Source organism: Flavobacterium sp. N1736 (assembly GCF_025947065.1).
In the GTDB taxonomy this organism is placed as follows: domain Bacteria; phylum Bacteroidota; class Bacteroidia; order Flavobacteriales; family Flavobacteriaceae; genus Flavobacterium.
Map to the genome: position 1 here is coordinate 2,574,142 of NZ_CP109994.1, position 18,878 is coordinate 2,593,019.

The window sequence follows — 18,878 nt, forward strand, 5'->3', positions numbered from 1 at the left end:
AACAATACCATGTCAGACATCGAATTAAACGATAAAAAAATTCAAATTTTGGAGGTAGCCGAAAAGCTATTTTCTGAAAAAGGATTTGAGGGTACATCAATACGGGATATCTCAAAACATGCCAAAATTAACATTGCCATGGTTTCGTATTATTTTGGTTCAAAAGAAAGACTTCTGGAAGCTTTAATTTTTTACAAAACTTCTGATATTAAGTTACAACTCGAAAATTTATTGCAGGAAAAACTGGAACCGCTTGAAAAAGTCAATAAATTAATCGAAATTTACATTAACAGAATCAATTGTAACAGAGGAATTTACAGAATTTTACATTTTGAACTTACTTCAAAAAAGAGAGAACAAAACTTACTGGCTTTTACTGAACTTAAAAAAGGGAACTTAAAATCTCTTGAAACTATAATTCAGGAAGGACAATCTAAAGGGGTTTTTAGAAAAGATGTAATTATTCCGCTTATAACACCAACTATAATGGGTACATTTTTTCACTTTCATATGAATAAACCTTTTTTTGAGGAACTTCTTAATTTAAATACAGAAACGTTATACAACGATTACATTAAAAACAGTCTTACAAAGCACATTCAACAAACTATAAAAGCTCTACTTGTTTATGAAAATTAATCAATTAATGCTCTTTGGGATTTTCTTCATTGGAATTTCATCAATAGAGGCACAAGAAAAAACAAGTTTAACCTTAGACGAGGCCGTAAAAATGGCTTGGGAAAAGAGTAACGAAGTTACGCTTGCCAACACTAAGGTAAACTCAAAAAAGTACGAATTACAAACGGTTAAAAATAACCAATATCCGGATCTTAAAATTTCAGGACAATATCAGCGTTTGACAAAAGCTTCGATCGATATGCCAAATCAAGGTGAAAGTGCTTCTTTGGCTTCTCCTGATCGTGCAATGATTGGTATGGCAAATTTAAGCTTACCGCTTTTTGCAGGATTTAAAATTCAGAATAGTATTGACGCATACGAAAGCTTATATGAGGCTGAAAGTGTTACTGCTCTTAAAACAAAAGAGGATGTCGCTTTAAGGGTAATTACTTATTATACTGCTTTATACAAGGCACAAAAAACGCTTGATGTTTTAAATGAGAATCAAAAAAGCGCTAAACAGCGTGTTACTGATTTTACAGAATTAGAGAAAAACGGAATTATTCCGAGAAATGATTTATTGAAAGCGCAATTATTGGTTTCAAAAACTCAATTATCTATTGATGAAGCGAATAATAATATCAATAACATTAATTTTTATTTAACGACATTACTTAAATTAGAGCCATCTGTAAAAATTCAGGTTAATGAAGATGACTTTTTCAGCTTAAAAACAACCAATGCACCAACAACTGATGCTTTGGCTCTTGAAAGCAGAAAAGATTTAGAGGCTATTCGCTTGCAGCAAAAAGCTTCTGAAGCTAATGTTAAAATAGCAAAAGCCGGATATTATCCAACAATCTCTTTGCTTGGTGGTTATACTGCTTTAGATCTTAAAGATATTATAACTGTAAAATATGCCATGAATTTTGGTTTAGGTTTATCTTATGATTTATCGGGTATTCTTAAAAACAGCGCTCACGTAAAAGAAGCTGAAAGCAGAGCTATGGAGGTAAAAAATACCGAAGCTATCATGACAGACCGTATTAAAGTTGAAGTTCAAAAATCTATTGAAGATTATGATCTGGCTATTAATCAAAGTGTGGTTTATGATGAAGCGCTTCAACAGGCATCTGAAAATTACAGACTTGTAAAAGATAAATTCGACAACGGTTTAGCTGACACCAATGATTTGGTTGAAGCCGATGTTGAGCAATTAAGTGCCAAAATTAATACCGCTGTATCTAAAGCAACTATTATTCAAAAATATTACGAATTACTTTCAGTATCAGGACAATTATCACAATCATTCAATCTTTCTAAAATATAATCGATAGCTCTCATGGAAAAGAAAAAAACAAATACTAAATTCATCATTATACTAACCGTTTTGGTTTTAGTGGGCGGAACTTACGGAATAACAAAATATATGCACTCATTGGCTCACGAGGAAACGGATGATGCTCAAATCGAGAAAAAAATGAATCCGATTATCCCGAGAGTATCCGGATATATTAGCAAAGTGTATGTAAAAGATAATGATTTTGTAAAAAAAGGAGATACTTTATTTACTATCGATAAAAGAGATTATCAATTAAAAATCGATGAAGCCAACGCTGCTTTATTAGGTGCTGAAGGTCAATACGAAGCTGCAAAAGCAGATATTGGAAGTGCATATGCAAGCATCTCCGTTTCTGATGCTCAAATGAGATCTGCCGGCGGTTCTATCGAAAGTGCAAAAATTAGATTGAGACAGCTTACAAACGATTTTAATCGTTACAATAACTTGTATAAAACACATACAATTACAAAACAACAATTTGAGCAGGCTCAGACTGCAAAAGACGAAGCCGAAAATCAAGTTCGTGTTTTAGAACAACAACAAAGAGCAAGTTCTTTCCAGAAATCTGTTATTCAATCGAAATCTAAAGTTTCTGATAAACAAACGGAAGTTGCTTCTGCAAACATCAAAAAAGCGAGAACTATGCTTGATGTTGCCAAATTAAATCTTACTTATACTGTTGTTACTGCAGCAATTGACGGTCAGGTTTCTAAAGTTGATATTCAACCGGGACAATTGGTTCAGCCAGGACAATCTTTATTTTATATCATCAATAATACTGAAGCCTGGGTTGTGGCTAACTTTAAAGAAACACAATTAAACAAAATGGTTGTTGGTCAAAAAGTAAGCTTAAAAGTTGATGCTTATCCTAACTATGAGTTTAAAGGTATTGTAACGTCATTTTCTCCGGCTACAGGATCACGTTTTTCATTATTACCTCCTGATAATGCTACAGGAAACTTTGTTAAAACAATTCAGAGATTACCGGTAAAAATTAGTTTAGATGAATCAAACGATCCTGAGAAAGTAAAATTATTACGTCCGGGAATGAATGTTGACGTAGACGTACATTTAAAATAAAATATGGCAACAGCAGTACAAGCAGACGACGATTTAGTAGAATACGGTTATAGACGTGTGATCATTACGATTACTGCAGTACTTTGTGCACTGTTAGAAATTGTTGATACAACGATTGTAAACGTAGCGCTAACAGACATGCGAGGCAGCCTTGGTGCTACTTTGACAGATGTGGCTTGGGTTATTACAGCATACGCAATTGCGAATGTTATCGTAATTCCAATGACGAGCTGGCTATCGCAGCAATTTGGAAGACGTAATTATTTTGTGGCTTCTATCATAATATTTACAGTCTGCTCCTTTTTGTGTGGTAACGCCAGTAATATTTGGGAATTGGTTGCTTTCAGGTTTGTACAGGGTATGGGTGGTGGAGCACTGCTTGTAACAGCACAAACTATTATTACCGAAAGTTATCCGGTTGCAAAACGTGGAATGGCACAGGCAATATACGGAATGGGTGTAATTGTTGGTCCAACTTTAGGTCCGCCTTTGGGAGGATATTTAGTAGATAATTATTCATGGCCGTATATATTTTATATCAATATTCCGTTAGGAATTATTGCAACTATTTTGGCTCTTACTTTCGTAAGAAGTCCGAAATATGGAGAAAAATTAAAAGCAAATCAAGTTGACTGGTGGGGAATTTTTCTATTGGCTTCTTTCATCGGATCTTTGCAATTCGTGTTAGAACACGGTCAGCAAGATGACTGGTTTAATGACTCGCTAATTGTAACATTAAGTGTTGTAACCGTTATGGGACTTATCCTTTTTATCTGGAGGGAGCTAACGTACAAACACCCAATTGTAAATCTAAGTGTTCTAAAGGACGGAAATTTAAGAATTGGAACTATAATGTGTTTTATTCTTGGTTTCGGATTATACGGTTCTACTTTAATTATTCCAATTTACACGCAATCTATTTTAGGATGGACAGCAACTGATGCCGGAATGTTATTGATTCCGGGTTCGATTACAACAGCCATCATGATGCCATTTGTTGGTAATATGATTCAGAAAGGTGTTCCGCAAGGTTATATGGTGGGAGTTGGATTTTTAGTTTTCTTCTTCTTTACTTTTATGATGCAAACTCGCATGACGCCTGACACTGGTGTTGAGCATATGTATTGGCCTTTGATTTTAAGAGGAATTGGTCTTGGATTACTTTTTGTACCTATTACCACACTTTCGCTTTCAACATTAAAAGGAAAACAAATTGGGGAAGGAGCAGCTTTTACCGGAATGATGCGTCAATTAGGAGGTTCGTTTGGTATTGCAATTATTACCACTTTTATCACTCGTTTTAGTCAGGAACACCGAGTAAATTTAATAAACAATTTAGATCCTGCAAAATACGATGTACAACAACGTATTGCAGGAATGCAAAGAGCTTTTATGTCTAAAGGCTATAGTGCAGATGTTGCTCTTAAAAAAGCATATCAGGCATTAGATTTTGCTGTGATGAAACAAAGTACTGTAATGTCATATATGGACATTTTTATGTACTTAGGAATTATGTTCTTATGTTGTATTCCAATTATCCTTTTTATTAAAAAAGGCAAAAACAAGATTAATCCTGCTGATGCAATGCATTAATAATAATTGATTTATAATTTATAATACGAAAAAGCCGGGCTATTAATTTAACCCGGCTTTTTTATTTTTATATTTTTTGACATTATTTGAAGGGATTGAAATCCCTACCTACAATATAAACCGAGACTCCGACTCTCTCTTTAAAACCTTAGAACCTTTGAACCTTTGCCACTTTGAACCTTCAAAAAAAAAAACCTATCTTGTAAAAACCAAATGATTTCCTTTTGAAAGATTGGCATCAAAATGATAACCTTCATAATCGAAACCTTTTAAGTCATCAATCGTTTCGGCATTTGTATCGATTATATAACGCACCATCATACCTCTCGCCTTTTTTGCGAAGAAGCTGATCATTTTTAATTTTCCGTCTTTGTAATCTTTAAAATCCGGTGTGATCACAGGAACTTTTAAGGCTTTTACATCAACTGCAGAAAAGTATTCATTACTGGCTAAATTCACAAATAATTCACCTTTTGTCAATTCTTTATTTAAAGCTTTCGTAACGGTTGGTTTCCAGAATTCATGTAGATTTTTGTATTCACCAACAGGCAATTTCGTCCCCATTTCTAATCGGTAAGCCTGCATTAAATCAAGTGGTTTTAAAACTCCGTAAAGACCTGATAAAATTCTTAGTTTACTTTGAAGTGCGTCTAATTTTTCCAGCGGAAGTGAATAAGCATCTAAACCCGTATAAACATCTCCGTCAAAAGTATAAACTGCAGGTCGTGCATTTTCAGGTGAAAAAGGTGTTTTCCATTTCTGGTTTCTTTCCCAGTTTAAATCAGATAATTTATCTGAAATTGACATTAATTCCGATAATTCAGCTGGCTTTTTAGGTTTTAAAACTTTATGAACCTGACGCGCTTCTTTTAAAAAAGATGGTTCTGTATATTGAGTAGTTGGTAATTCTTTTTCGAAATTTAAAGATTTCGCCGGCGATATAACAATTTTCATTTGTGCGTTTTTATAGAATTCAAAAATACAAATTGAATTTCTAAAAAATAGCAATCCGAATTGATTTGTTTGATAGCGTTATAAATGTTTTTTTTTACGAATTGCACGAATTAGCACTAATTTTTTTACACCGTTTGCGAAGATTTTTTGTCACAGATTTAAAAGATTTATACAAATTTTTTTAATCCTTTTAATCCTTTAATCTGTGGCTAAAAAAAAATCAATTCGTGAAATTCGTGGCAACCCTTTTTAATTTGATAAAATTCTAGCCGCTAAACTGTGAATTTCTATAAAAAAGTACCCTTTACATTATAAAAGGCATTTTCTATGTTGTAAATTTGCACACGTTTCATTCTCTTCAAGAAAGAAATGTAATATTTAAAATTACTGAATTCGTGGCTATACAAACAAACTACAAAACAGCTTTACAACATAAAATCTTCGAAATCATTTCGAAAGCATCTCAGGAACTAAACGTTGACAGTTACGTAATTGGCGGTTTTGTCAGAGATTTGCTTTTAAATCGAGGTTCTAAAAAAGACATTGATGTTGTTGCTGTTGGCAGCGGAATAGAATTGGCTTTGAAAGTTTCTGAATTACTTCCCAAAAAACCAAAAGTACAGGTTTTTAAAACGTACGGAACAGCAATGTTGCGTTTTGAAGATACTGATATTGAATTTGTTGGCGCCCGAAAAGAATCTTATAATTTTGACAGCAGAAATCCGCTTGTTGAAAACGGATCGCTGGAAGATGACCAAAACCGTCGTGATTTTACCATCAATGCTTTGGCTTTATCCTTAAACGAAAAAACTTTCGGAGATCTTTCAGATCCTTTTAACGGATTGGCAGATTTGGAAAATAAGACAATCAAAACGCCTTTAGATCCAAGTATTACCTATTCTGACGATCCTTTGCGAATGCTTCGTGCCATTCGTTTTGCGAATCAGTTGGGTTTTGAAATCGAGAAAAATTCTCTTGAAGCAATTACTAAAAATGCAGAAAGAATTAAGATTATTTCAGGTGAACGAATTGTTGATGAATTGAACAAAATTCTTTCGACAGATAAACCTTCTGTTGGTTTTTTACTTTTATATCAAACGGGACTTTTAGATATTATTCTTCCTGAATTAACGGCGTTGAATCAGGTAGAAGAAATTGAAGGTCATACCCATAAAAATAACTTTTATCATACGCTTGAAGTTGTCGATAATATTTGTCCAAATACAGATGATGTTTGGTTGCGATGGTCGGCTTTATTGCATGATATTGGAAAAGCGCCAACAAAACGTTTCAACAAAAAACAAGGCTGGACTTTTCACGGTCATGAATTTCTGGGCGGAAAAATGGCTAAAAGAATATTCGAACGTTTACACATGCCGTTGAATCACAAAATGAAATTTGTGCAAAAAATGGTTATCATGAGTTCCCGTCCAATTGTTTTGGCGCAGGAGATTGTAACAGACAGCGCCGTTCGCCGTTTGGTTTTTGATGCCGGAGAAGATGTTGAAGATTTAATGACGTTGTGTGAAGCCGATATTACAACCAAAAATCCGGCTAAGTTTAAAAAATATCATAAAAACTTTGATATCGTTCGCAAGAAAATTGTTGAAGTTGAAGAACGCGATCATGTTCGTAATTTTCAACCGCCAATTTCAGGAGAAGAAATTATGGAAATGTTCGATTTGAAACCTTCACGCGAAATTGGAGTTTTAAAAGAAGCCGTAAAAGAAGCTATTCTAGAAGGTGATATTCCAAATGAATATCAGGCTGCTTACGATTTTATAATTACAAGAGCTGCAAAGTTAAATCTAACGCCTAAAAAATAATGGATTTTTCAGTTACAATTTTTAGGATTTTACTTTTATTAGTAGTTGTATTACCCAACTATTTATTTTATAAAAAGCTTAAAAAAATTAAAAAAAGGCATTTTAGACATCAATTAATTTTCTTCTTCATTAGTCTTGTAATATCTTTTTTAGTTTTGCTTTCCTTGGCAATATTAAAAGAAATAATATCTGATTTATTGAAGATTAAAATTAAAGAAAACATTACTTATATGTTGTTTTTTGCCACCATACTGCTACCTATCAGCGTTTTAGCAAATATGTTTTTCCTGAATTTTTATTCAAGAAAGATCCATAAAATAAATGAAATCGAATTAATTGGAAAAGAATGAAAAAAGAGAATAAATCAGTAATCATTTGGTTACTATCAGGTTGTGTTTTATTGTTTTTAATGGTTGTTGTTGGCGGAATTACCCGTTTAACAAATTCAGGTTTATCAATGACCGACTGGCATTTGGTAACGGATACTTTCCCGCCTTTAACGGATGCAAAATGGAATGAAGCCTTCGAACAATACAAGAAGTTTCCTGAATATCAAAAAATCAATATCCATAATGATTTTCAACTTTCAGATTATAAATTTATTTATTTCTGGGAATGGTTTCACCGCTTTATTGGCAGAATCATTGGCTTGGTTTTCTTTGTTCCTTTTGTTTATTTTTTAATTAGAAAAAAACTGGATCGCGAAACCATAAAAAAATGTATTGTTCTTTTGGCAATGGGCGCTTTTCAGGGTTTTCTGGGCTGGTTTATGGTTCGCAGCGGATTAATTGACAATCCGGATGTTAGCCATTTCAGACTTTCGCTTCACTTAACTTTTGCTTTTATCACTTTTGCTTATACTTTGTGGGTGGCGCTGGATTTAATTTATCCGGAAAGAGCAATAACGAAAGTAATTCCGCTTCGAAATATCGCGCGATTTGCTTTGGTGGCTTTATTGATTCAAATTATTTATGGTGGTTTTGTTGCCGGATTAAATGCCGGATTAATTCACAATCACTGGCCATTAATGAGCGACGGACAATTTATACATGATTCTGTTTTTATTGAACAGCCAACTTTGGTTAAGAATTTAATTGAAGGAAAAAGCGGCGTTCAGTTTGTACATAGAACTTTTGCTTATGTTGTAGTGGCTCTTATTCTGTTTTTATATTACAAAAGCACGAAATTTTCTCTTAGCAGAACACAAAACAACGGAATCAAAACTTTGGTTGTTTTTGTTTTCATTCAATTTTTACTTGGTGTATTTACATTATTATACAGCGTTCCGTTGGCTTTAGGATTAATTCATCAAATTATGGCATTTTTCCTTTTAAGTGCAATGACTTTTACGTTGCATAGATTGAGCAAATAAAAAAAAGATCCTTCAAATGAAGGATCTTTTTTTTTCATTTTATCCCAGCCAATTTTTAAAATCCTGCACTTTTTCGCGGCTTACAATAACCTCATCTTCTTTATAAGTTGGCAAAATTACTTTCAATCTGGAATTGGTGTAAACCTGAATTTCTTTGATTGCCGGAAGTGGAATAATAAATTTTCTGCTTACGCGAAAGAAGTTTTTCATGTCTAAATCCTGTTCCAGAATTTCTAATGTCGAATCGATCAGATAATTTCGATTGTCGAATGTATGAATATAGGTTCCTTTGTTTTCACTAAAAAAACATTCGATTTCATCTGTTGTAATGACTTTTAAATGCTGACCAATTTTAACCGTAAATCGCTTTTTAAAATTCTTCTCAAAAGGATTTGACAACATTTGGCGTATTTGCTCAAAATCAACCTGAAGGTTTTTTGTTCCTGATTCTGCTTTAGGCAAACGAGCTTTGAATTTATTAACCGCAACATCCAAATCATCTTCGTCAATAGGTTTTAAAAGATAATCGATACTGTTGAGTTTAAACGCTTTTAGAGCATATTCATCATAAGCGGTTGTAAAAATAATGGCGCTTTTAATATCTATTTTTTCAAAAATTTCAAACGACAAACCATCTGACAGCTGAATATCCAAAAAAATCAAATCCGGATGTTCATTATTTTTAAACCAATGAACAGATTCTTCTACAGAATGCAGCATGGTTTCTACAGCAATGTTAAGTTTCTCTAACTTTCGTTGCAATAACCTTGCAGCTGGTTTTTCGTCTTCTATTATTAATGTTGTCATTTATTACAAAGCAAAGTTTAAAAAAGTAAAATTACAATTATTCCCATTTATTACTGGCAGCTTCCTTTTTCATATATTCCTCAATTTTTCTTTGCTCCCAATCGGCACTAAAAAATATATCTCTTCCAAAAACAGATAATCCGTGAGCCAGTAAACCAATTCCCCAAAACAAAGCTGTCGAATAAGTTTGCCAGTCTAATAGTCCATTTTCATGAATTCCTTTTGAGAAAAAGTCGTCATTTACGCTGGCAACAATTATTAGGATATTTATAATGATATAAATTCTTAAATGCGAATAAAATCCTCTTATTCTTTTTACTTTTCTGTACGCTACATTAAAGCGCTCATCTGTTGAAAATTCTTGCGAATATTCTTCGTACATGCGTCTTCTAAATCTTCCCATTATATTAAAATTAAATTATTTCCATTGGTTTTCATTCTTTTTTTCTTTTTCCATAAATTCCTTAATTTTTCTTTCTTCCCAGTCTTTTCCTAAAACCGGAAATACTTCAAAAACCTTTAATCCGTGAAAAATTACGCCTATTCCCCACCACATTAGCGGCCAGTAAAACCACAAATGATCTGGTGATGTATATAAATTAATAAAAATTAAAATGATATTAACACCAATAAAAGAGGTAAGATTTGCGTAAAATCCTTTTATACTTTCTACTTTCTTTCTTGCAAGATAGTATTTGTCGTCTTCATTAAAATCCATTTCCATAATTACTCCCATTTTTGTTTTTTTTGTTTTTTATCTAAAATATTTTTCAGTTTGCGTTCTTCCCATTCTTTACCAAAAATTTTGAAAGAAACTAATATCTCCAGTGCAGAAATCACATAAACACATGTCCATATTATCAATATATAGCCCGTTAAAAAATTGAACGGAAAGAAGTGTAACGGAAATCCATAATAATTTTTTAAAACATACGCAACCAATCCGATAATGTAAACAATGGTGTGAATGTAAAATGATTTTAGTTTAATCACTTTTTTGCTGGCTATTTGAATATCAAACTTTTCACGATCATTACTAGCATTTGTTTCCATGATTATTTCCATGTTTTTTTGTTATTCTCTTTTTCCAGAATCTCTCTGATTTTTCGTTCTTCCCAGTCAGAGCTGTAGCCAAAAACTTTAAAGGCGTGCATTACAAGTCCGAATCCCCAACCTAAAGCCGAAAACCAAAACCATTGAAATCCAGGAGAATACCTCAAATTTATAAAAACTAAAAAAGGAATTACACAACAATACGAAATTATATTTCCGTAAAAACCTTTTAATTCTTCAACTCTTTTTTTAGCTCTGAAATAGGCTTTATTTTCATCATTATAATCTGCACTTGTTTCCATAACTGTAATTTGTTTGGTTAAAATTGGAATTTTAACCGTGAAAGTTTCTTTGTTTTGTTCAATTAAAACCTTTCTATTGGTTATGATTCCGTAACGATTAACAATATTTTGCAAACCAACCCCTTGCCTGTCCTGCAAAACTTCTTTCTTTTGAAAATCATTTTGAATCGCAAGATATTCCCCATCAACAAAAATTCTGATATGTAACGGTTTTTGTTCACTTACAACATTGTGTTTTACCGTATTTTCAAGTAAAAGCTGTAACGATAACGGAACCACTTTTGCATCGGGATTTATATTGGTTGTAGGCAATTCATAAAACAAACTATTCTCAAAACGCATTTTAAGCAAATTCATGTAGGTTTTTGCAAACGACAATTCATCTTCAACAGAAACTAATTCTTTATCTTTTTGCTCTAAAACGTAGCGGTATATTTTAGATAAAGAAGTAGTAAACCGTTGTGCATTATCAGGATTTTCTTCGATCAAAGAACTTAATACATTCAAACTATTAAAAAGAAAATGCGGATCTATCTGATTTTTTAAACTTTCGAATTTTGCATTTGCTGTTCCTGCAATAATTTTTTGCTGGGTTACTTTATTTTCCTGATATATTTTGTAGAAATGCAACGCGTGGAATATCAACAAAATGATAAAAGTAGTAACAGACGATTCTATATAATTTGCTGCTTTTTCATTTGCCAGAAAACTTATTATCGGTCTTCTTTCGATCACAACCTCCGTAAAAATTCGAAGTATTAGAATAACGAACAGCGAAAGAAAAAATGAACTTATAAACCCGACTAAAATTCTTCTTGGCGAAAATCTGTTTCCTTCAAAAACCTTATCCAAATACACAAATAAAGATGCATTAACCACATACAGAACAACGCTGTACAACATGCAATACAAAAAATAAATATATAATTGGTTGTTAAAAACTTCAATTCCTACCGAAGCAAACCGAATTAAAAAGGAGAAAACAAAAACTATCCCGCCAATTAAAAAAGCTTTTAACAAATTTGGTTTTAAAGACATTCTATTATTATTTTTTAAATTTATTTTTTACAAGATTTTTGCGTTTCCAGCGCTCTTTCTAATCCCCATTTTGGAGAAAAAGGAGTTTCTGGTTTAAAAGTACCAAAAAGTTCAACAGCTTTATCAACCTGAGCACATAATGGTTTTGTATCAACACCTGTCCATTTTGCACCTCCTAATTGGTAATCAGCTTCACCAAAAACGGCTCTTGGATTATTTGGATTCAATGTTTTTGCTTTTGCATAAGCTTCCATAATTTTAGAAGAATATTTAGGCGCATTTGTCATTGGGTCCGCAACTACATAAGCGGTATAAATTAAAGCCTGAATAACGTATAATTCTGAATTACTCTGGTCTTTTATCATTTCAACATCAACTGCATCTTGTGCTTTTGTCAACATCAAATCAATTTTAGTTGGGTCTTTTTCACTAAATGCTGCAGTCGTGTTTACCATTGCCACATAATAATTAGGAAGCCAGCTTGTTTTCTCTGCCGAAGCAATTCTTTCAAACATTGCCGAAGCTTCTGTATTTTTTCCTTCTTTCCAAAGTCCGAAGGCTTTTCCCATTCCTTGTTCAAATTGTGTTTGTGCAGAGCTTATTACTACTACAAATAATGCGATCAAAGTGATAATTTTTTTCATTTTTAAGTAATTTTAATGGTTATTTTAATTTTTGTTAGTTACTATATTATAGGGCAATTTCAATTTTTGAATCTTTATCAATAACAAATTTAGCATCTTTATAAGAAGGAGGTCCCATAAATCCTTTAGCATTGTTTGATGCTGCATAATCTTCAGAAGGAATTCCCATTGCGTTTTTATCCAGTTTTCCGTTGTTGTTTTCATCGTGATACGTTGAAATCGCATATTCACCAGCCGGAAGATTGTCAAATGTTACAACTGCTTTTTCATCTTTAATTTCAGAAGTAAGGCTTTTGTATGCTGTTTTCAAAAATGTACCTTCTGAGTTGTACAAACCTACTTTCACAATTCCTGTACTGGTTTTTAAACCTGAAACAGAAACGGTTAGTTTTACATTTTGAGCAGACATTAAACTGCAGATAAACAACATTGTCATTGTAATAATTTTGGTCATGAGTTTGTTTTTTAAGGTTATTTTATTTGTTTCAAGTTTCAGGTTTCAAGTTTTGTTGATTGATGATTAAAACTCTTTTTTTTAAGATTCTAAGTTTCTGAGTAACTATCCCGAGGCTTCGGGACTAAGTTTTTTCTTAGTGTCTTAGAATCTTAGTAACTTAGTGCCTTCTAATTTTATACTTCAAAAGTATGCTGGTTTTTATTCTTTTAAAATTAAATAATACTGAGTTGTTGATTTTTGCGACTGAATTGTTTTTTTGAGGTTCAAAGGTTCAGAGTGGCAAAGGTTCAAAGGTTTTCTAGATTCTTCGAATCTTATAATCTATAAAATATTTTATCTTTTGCTAAGAAACCTCTGTCCCTTCAAACCTTTGCAACTCTGAACCTTTGCAACTCTGAACCTTTGCCCCTTTGAACCTCCTTCTTAAAGATTCTTCAACTGATTCTCATTTTTATTATCACTAATTGTCCAGAAGAAACCAACGAAGAAAAATCGGTCTGCGGTTGGCGTTACGGCTTGTCTGTTATAGATTCCGGTTGCGTCTGGGGTTTTAGCATAATCATATCCAAAAACGTTTTGTGATCCTAACACATTTGAAACTGAGAAATACAGGATTTTTTGTGTTGTTAATAAATACGCCCAGTTAAAACTCAAACTATTATATGATTTTGTTTTTCCGTTCATGAATTGTGTTTGATTTGGATCATTATACGGACGTCCTGAACTATAACTGTTTGTAAACCCAATTTGCGATTTCCAATCTGTAATAAAATATTTTGTTACAATTGATAAACTGTGATTTGCTATGAAACTAGGAGTTGCCATCGTTGGAAAATTCTTGTATTGTCTTTCAGAATCGATATAAGAATAGGAAATCCAATATTCAAGATGTTTGATCAAATTGCTGTCTCTCCAAAATAAATCTAATCCTTTTGCATATCCTGAACCATTATTATTGAAAACCGAATTGTAAGCAATATCTTTTGTGTCATATTGAACTAAATTGCTGTAATCTTTATAATATGCTTCGGCTCTAAAAGTTTGTCCCGGTTTTGTAAATTGATAGTTTAAAATATAATGCTGCGCTTTTTCACTCTCAAACTGATGGTATTTTGAATATTTGATATAATCGACAACCGGTGTTTGAGAAAAATCTCCGTAAGCAAATGAAAACTGACTTGTTTTAGAAACTTTATAAGCAATAGAAGCTCTTGGCGCAATATTGGTTTCATTTAATAAACTATTGTTCGAAAGCCTTGCTCCTACTTTTAAAGCCAGATTTTTAGAGAATAAAATATCTCCTTCGGTATAAAAAGCAGCAATATTTGAATCGTAACCGTTTGCAACATCAATAGAAATATTATCCTTGAAATTTTCATTGAATTTTGTGATAAAATAATCAGCTCCAAAAGATAATTTAAAGTAATTCGAAATATTTTTTCTCAGCTTTAATTTCAACTGCGCTGCATTTTCATTAGAATCTACATCGTTAATATCATACTTAACTTTGTTTTTGCTGTACCCGTAACTAATTCCGGATGTAAGCTGCCAGCCTGTTCCAAAATCACCTTTGTAAGAACCATTTAAGTAAAAATTATTATTATTTAAGTCCGTTCTTATAGGATCAACAAAATTTACATTTTTTTGATTTAAATCAAATTTCTCCGAATCGAAAGCAGCATATAATTTTAAAATTCCTCTTTCAAAATGATAACGGTACACGGCTTCACCACCCAAAGATTGATATGGATTATTCCAGTCTACATTTTGAGGAATCACAGCCTGATAAGGCGCTAAATTGATATAATTGGTATTGATACTAAAAGAGCTTTTTTTCCATTTTTGAGTATTTCCAACTCCCAAACCAACAGTCATTAAAGCAATATCTGTTTTATTCTGGTCTGGTTCATCTTGCGTATTCAACAATAAAACACTTGATAAAGCTTCGCCGTATTCTGCAGAATAACCTCCGGTAGAAAATGCAATTCCGCTAAACAAGAAAGGTGAAAAACGGCTTCGGGTTGGTAAATTATTCGTCGTTGCGCCATAAGGCTGCGCTACACGAAGTCCGTCAACAAAAGTTTGAGTTTCACTGGCTTCACCTCCACGAACAAACAAACGCCCGTCTTCGCCAACAGTTTGCGTTCCCGGCAATGTTTGCAGAGCCGCAACAATATTTCCGGCAGAACCCGCAGTCGTTACAATATCTAAAGGTTTTAAAACCGAAACTCTTGCTTTATCGCCGGATTCTAATGTTCCGGCAGTAATAACAACGGCATCCAGCGCGTTTACGTTTTCTCTTAGTTTTACCGTTTGATCTTTAAAATTTGCAACATCAATTTCTTTTTTGAATGTTTCATAAAGTAAAAAACTTACTACTATAAATTGATTTCCTGTGGCTGTGGTTTCAAAAGAAAAATCTCCCGTTTCAGAACTTGTTGCACCATCATAAGTGCCGTCGATATAAACATTTGCTCCCGGAACTGGTTTTCCTTTATCATCAACCACTTTTCCTGAAATGGTATTTTGAGCAAAAATAAAAGACGTAAGTAATAATAAAATAATTGTAAAATTGGTTTTCATGTCATCTTGGTTTTTGATGAAGCAAATATATTTTAACAATCGAAGGTATAAAATAATAAATAACCCAATTGTAGAATTTTGTGGATGAGTTGTAAATTACTTATTCGTATCTTAGCTTTCACGTTTAAAAACTATTAATCATGTCAGAAAGTAAAAGAGTTTCAAATTTATACCAATCCATTTATAATGGAAATCCGTGGCTTGAGGTCACATTAGCAGATACTTTAAAAGATGTTACCGCAGCGCAGGCTTACAAAAAAGCAAATCCTAATTTGAATACAATTTGGGAAATTGTCAACCATTTAATTCAATGGAGAAGAAATATTTTAAGACGTGTTCAGGGAGAAATAATTACAACGCCCGATCATAATTATTTTGTACCTATTTTAGATTCATCTGAACCGGCCTGGGAACAATCTCTGCAAAGTCTTGCAAAATCTCAGGAATTATGGACTGCCTTTTTGAGTGATTTTGATGATGCCGGTTTTGATAAAATAGATCCAAATAACAATCATAATTTTTATGAAGATATTCACGGAATTATTCAGCATGACGTTTATCATTTAGGACAAATTGTTATTTTGAAGAAATTGGTTTAAAGTCTTTTATAATGACAGAAAAAGAAAAAATGATTGCCGGAGAATATTACATTGCCGGAGACCCTGTTTTGGTAAAAGAACGCAGAAAGGCTAAAATTTTATTGCATCGCTTGAATGTTATCGAATATCGCCTGACAAAAAAAGCAAAGGAAATTTTAGCAGAATTAATTCCGAATTCAGGCAAGAGTTTTTATATAGAACCTCCGTTTCATTGCGATTACGGATACAATATTACTTGTGGCGACAACGTTTATTTTAACGTGAATTGCGTTGTTTTAGATTGTGCGCCGGTAAATATTGGATCGAATGTGTTTTTTGCACCAAATGTTCAAATTTATACGGCAACGCATCCGCTTGACGCCGAATTAAGAAAAACACTCGAAAACGCTTTGCCTGTTTCTATTGGCGACGATTGCTGGATTGGCGGAAACGCTGTAATTTGTCCGGGCGTAACTATTGGAAAAGGCTGCGTTATTGGCGCAGGATCTGTAGTAACAAAAGACATTCCGGACAATTCATTAGCGGTTGGAAATCCGGCGAAAATTATTAGAAAATTAAATCAGGAACCTGAATCAAATTCATAATGCTTACCTTAAATAAAGTTCATCATATTGCCATTTTATGCTCTGATTATCAAAAATCTAAAACTTTTTATACCGAGGTTTTAGGGCTGACTACTATTAGAGAAATTTATCGCGAAGAACGCCAATCCTATAAACTTGATTTGGCATTAAACGGTATTTATGTTGTCGAATTATTTTCATTCCCAAATCCGCCACAACGTCCTTCAAGACCTGAAGCTGTTGGTTTGCGTCATTTGGCATTTGAAGTTATCAACTTAGATGAAACAGTCGATTTTTTAAACTCGAAAAATATAGAATCAGAACCTATTCGAATTGATGAAACAACCGAAAAGCGATTTACGTTTATTGCTGATCCAGATTTGTTGCCAATTGAATTTTATGAGCGATAAGAACTAAGATTCAGAGGTTCAGAGTTGCAAAGGTTCAAAGAGACAAAGGTTTTCTCATTTTATGTCATTTCGACTAAAGGGAGAAATCACACTAGTAGATCGACAAAGATTGTCGACATTTCTTTACCGAGTTTCTAGTGTGATTTCTCCTTCGTCGAAAAGACAAACAGTGCGTTTCATCATAATTGTAAAAAAAACTTCCCTTTATACGACATCATTACTTAATGAGAGAATTTTCCTCTTTAATTGCGTTTTAACACATTATATTGATTCTTTTCTACAAAAAACCGAATTTGATTCTTAATTTTGTAATCCGCGTAAAAAAACGCGATCTACAAATTTACTTCTGATGAACAAAACGGCTCAAATCAAAAAAAATCATCAATTTATAAAGTTCCGAAAATTAGTTATTGTCTCCATTTTAATCGGTTTTCTTTCGGCTTTTTTAGGAATTTCACTTAAAAAAATAACTGAATATTACGAAGAAATCTTCTTTCATGAAGTTTCAGTAAATCCACTTTTTTATATTTTGTTTCCCGTTTTCGGATTGTCTGTAATTTATTTTTTACGTCAATATCTTTTTAAGAAAAAAGAAAATAAAGGAATCAAAGAAGTATTTGAAAGTACACAGTCAAAATCAAAAAACTTACCTTCTTATAAAATTCCATCTCATTTTATCAACGGATTAATTACGGTTATTTTTGGCGGTTCAACGGGAATCGAAGTTTCAACCGTTGTCGCAACAGCGACAATTGGTTCTGTAGCGCAGCAAAAAGAAAATGTATTTCGCCAATACAAAACCGAATTAATTTGTGCGGGTGTTGCAGCCGGAGTTACCGCTTTATTTAGTTCTCCAATTGCCGGAATTTTATTTGCTCTCGAAGTTATTTCGCGAAAAGTAACCCGTGCTTTTATCATTTCAAATATAATTGCGGTTTCAGTTGCTTTTGGATTGCTTTCTATTTTAAACGAAGAACCTTTATTTAATGTTGCCATTACAACCTGGCATTTAAGGGCGATTCCGTACTTTGTACTTTTAGGAATTTTAGCCGGAATAAATTCGGTTTATTTAACGCGCTGCGTTTTGTTTTTTAAATCTCAATTTGGAAAAATTGGAACTCATTATTATAAAATATTAATTGGATCAACGGTTTTAAGTATTTCTCTTTTTATTTTTCCACAGTTATATGGCGAAGGTTATCATGCCATAAAAGGAATATTTGCTAATACATCAGAAATTCCGCTAACGCTAACTTTAGCTTTTACTTTCATCGGAATTCTGCTTTTAAAACCTATTGTAACTTCTATAACATTAGCTTCCGGAGGCGACGGCGGTGTTTTTGCTCCGAGTCTTTTTATTGGTGCTTTTTTAGGATTGTTACTGGCATCTGTTTTAAATACATTTTTTCATATAAATGTAATTCCCGTTAATTTCATGATTATCGGAATGGCTGCTGTTTTAAGCGCCAGTATTCATGCGCCTTTTACGGCAATATTTTTAGTTTGCGGGTTAACAAATGACTACACTTTATTTTTACCGATTTTGGTAGTTTGCCTAATTTCAAAATACACTGCAAAAATGATTTATCCTTTTACCGTTTATTCCTATTCACCAAGTTTAATAAAGTAAAAAAATA

19 protein-coding genes are annotated in these 18,878 nt (G+C 32.9%); 10 read left to right on the forward strand and 9 right to left on the reverse strand.

What is annotated here, in order from left to right; all coding sequences use genetic code 11:
- Positions 1 to 9 precede the first annotated feature (9 nt).
- Genes OLM54_RS10665 through OLM54_RS10680 form a run of 4 tightly spaced genes read left to right on the forward strand, consistent with a single transcriptional unit; the run spans position 10 to position 4,633 of the window.
- Positions 10 to 639 carry a TetR/AcrR family transcriptional regulator gene (locus tag OLM54_RS10665; RefSeq protein WP_264534630.1) on the forward strand — a complete coding sequence of 210 codons (630 nt, stop codon included), beginning with the start codon at positions 10 to 12 and terminating at the stop codon, positions 637 to 639.
- A complete protein-coding gene (locus OLM54_RS10670; RefSeq protein WP_264534631.1) occupies positions 629 to 1,948 on the forward strand; it encodes a TolC family protein in 1,320 nt (439 codons plus the stop codon). The genes OLM54_RS10665 and OLM54_RS10670 overlap by 11 nt, the downstream gene beginning before the upstream one ends.
- A gap of 12 nt (positions 1,949 to 1,960) precedes the next feature.
- Positions 1,961 to 3,040 (forward strand): HlyD family secretion protein, encoded by a 1,080-nt coding sequence (locus OLM54_RS10675; RefSeq protein WP_264534632.1) that lies wholly within the window; start codon positions 1,961 to 1,963, stop codon positions 3,038 to 3,040.
- Between the two features lie 3 nt (positions 3,041 to 3,043).
- Entirely contained in the window at positions 3,044 to 4,633 is a 1,590-nt protein-coding gene (locus OLM54_RS10680; RefSeq protein WP_264534633.1) for an MDR family MFS transporter, read from the forward strand.
- Between the two features lie 195 nt (positions 4,634 to 4,828).
- On the opposite strand, the gene yaaA is transcribed toward OLM54_RS10680, so the two are convergent.
- Entirely contained in the window at positions 4,829 to 5,587 is a 759-nt protein-coding gene (gene yaaA / locus OLM54_RS10685) for a peroxide stress protein YaaA (protein ID WP_264534634.1), read from the reverse strand.
- A 395-nt stretch (positions 5,588 to 5,982) separates the two neighbouring features.
- Between yaaA and OLM54_RS10690 the strand changes: the two genes are divergently transcribed.
- Together OLM54_RS10690 and OLM54_RS10695 are read left to right on the forward strand one after the other, a co-directional pair.
- Positions 5,983 to 7,413, forward strand: coding sequence for a CCA tRNA nucleotidyltransferase (locus OLM54_RS10690; RefSeq protein WP_264534635.1), 1,431 nt, complete (start codon positions 5,983 to 5,985; stop codon positions 7,411 to 7,413).
- A gap of 346 nt (positions 7,414 to 7,759) precedes the next feature.
- Positions 7,760 to 8,785, forward strand: a complete 1,026-nt coding sequence (locus OLM54_RS10695; protein ID WP_264534636.1) for a COX15/CtaA family protein — start codon at positions 7,760 to 7,762, stop codon at positions 8,783 to 8,785.
- 39 nt (positions 8,786 to 8,824) lie between these two features.
- On the opposite strand, the gene OLM54_RS10700 is transcribed toward OLM54_RS10695, so the two are convergent.
- The 8 genes from OLM54_RS10700 to OLM54_RS10735 form a co-directional block, all read right to left on the reverse strand.
- A complete protein-coding gene (locus OLM54_RS10700; protein WP_264534637.1) occupies positions 8,825 to 9,592 on the reverse strand; it encodes a LytR/AlgR family response regulator transcription factor in 768 nt (255 codons plus the stop codon).
- A gap of 37 nt (positions 9,593 to 9,629) precedes the next feature.
- Positions 9,630 to 9,995, reverse strand: coding sequence for a 2TM domain-containing protein (locus OLM54_RS10705; RefSeq protein WP_264534638.1), 366 nt, complete (start codon positions 9,993 to 9,995; stop codon positions 9,630 to 9,632).
- A 15-nt stretch (positions 9,996 to 10,010) separates the two neighbouring features.
- Entirely contained in the window at positions 10,011 to 10,328 is a 318-nt protein-coding gene (locus tag OLM54_RS10710; RefSeq protein ID WP_264534639.1) for a 2TM domain-containing protein, read from the reverse strand.
- Complete coding sequence (locus OLM54_RS10715; RefSeq protein ID WP_264534640.1) at positions 10,319 to 10,645, reverse strand: 2TM domain-containing protein; 327 nt, start codon at positions 10,643 to 10,645, stop codon at positions 10,319 to 10,321. The genes OLM54_RS10710 and OLM54_RS10715 overlap by 10 nt, the downstream gene beginning before the upstream one ends.
- 2 nt (positions 10,646 to 10,647) lie before the next feature.
- Positions 10,648 to 11,985 (reverse strand): 2TM domain-containing protein, encoded by a 1,338-nt coding sequence (locus OLM54_RS10720; protein ID WP_264534641.1) that lies wholly within the window; start codon positions 11,983 to 11,985, stop codon positions 10,648 to 10,650.
- Positions 11,986 to 12,005: 20 nt separating this feature from the next.
- A complete protein-coding gene (locus OLM54_RS10725; protein ID WP_264534642.1) occupies positions 12,006 to 12,629 on the reverse strand; it encodes a hypothetical protein in 624 nt (207 codons plus the stop codon).
- A 46-nt stretch (positions 12,630 to 12,675) separates the two neighbouring features.
- Entirely contained in the window at positions 12,676 to 13,083 is a 408-nt protein-coding gene (locus OLM54_RS10730; protein WP_264534643.1) for a DUF2141 domain-containing protein, read from the reverse strand.
- A 426-nt stretch (positions 13,084 to 13,509) separates the two neighbouring features.
- A complete protein-coding gene (locus OLM54_RS10735; RefSeq protein ID WP_264534644.1) occupies positions 13,510 to 15,669 on the reverse strand; it encodes a TonB-dependent receptor in 2,160 nt (719 codons plus the stop codon).
- A gap of 140 nt (positions 15,670 to 15,809) precedes the next feature.
- On the opposite strand from OLM54_RS10735, the gene OLM54_RS10740 reads away from it, so the two are divergent.
- The 4 genes from OLM54_RS10740 (at position 15,810) to OLM54_RS10755 (ending at position 18,871) form a co-directional block, all read left to right on the forward strand.
- Positions 15,810 to 16,268 (forward strand): DinB family protein, encoded by a 459-nt coding sequence (locus OLM54_RS10740; RefSeq protein WP_264534645.1) that lies wholly within the window; start codon positions 15,810 to 15,812, stop codon positions 16,266 to 16,268.
- Between the two features lie 8 nt (positions 16,269 to 16,276).
- Positions 16,277 to 16,852 carry a sugar O-acetyltransferase gene (locus OLM54_RS10745; protein WP_264538558.1) on the forward strand — a complete coding sequence of 192 codons (576 nt, stop codon included), beginning with the start codon at positions 16,277 to 16,279 and terminating at the stop codon, positions 16,850 to 16,852.
- Positions 16,852 to 17,241 (forward strand): VOC family protein, encoded by a 390-nt coding sequence (locus tag OLM54_RS10750; RefSeq protein WP_264534646.1) that lies wholly within the window; start codon positions 16,852 to 16,854, stop codon positions 17,239 to 17,241. The genes OLM54_RS10745 and OLM54_RS10750 overlap by 1 nt, the downstream gene beginning before the upstream one ends.
- Positions 17,242 to 17,590: 349 nt before the next feature.
- Positions 17,591 to 18,871, forward strand: coding sequence for a chloride channel protein (locus OLM54_RS10755; protein WP_264534647.1), 1,281 nt, complete (start codon positions 17,591 to 17,593; stop codon positions 18,869 to 18,871).
- Positions 18,872 to 18,878: the final 7 nt, after the last annotated feature.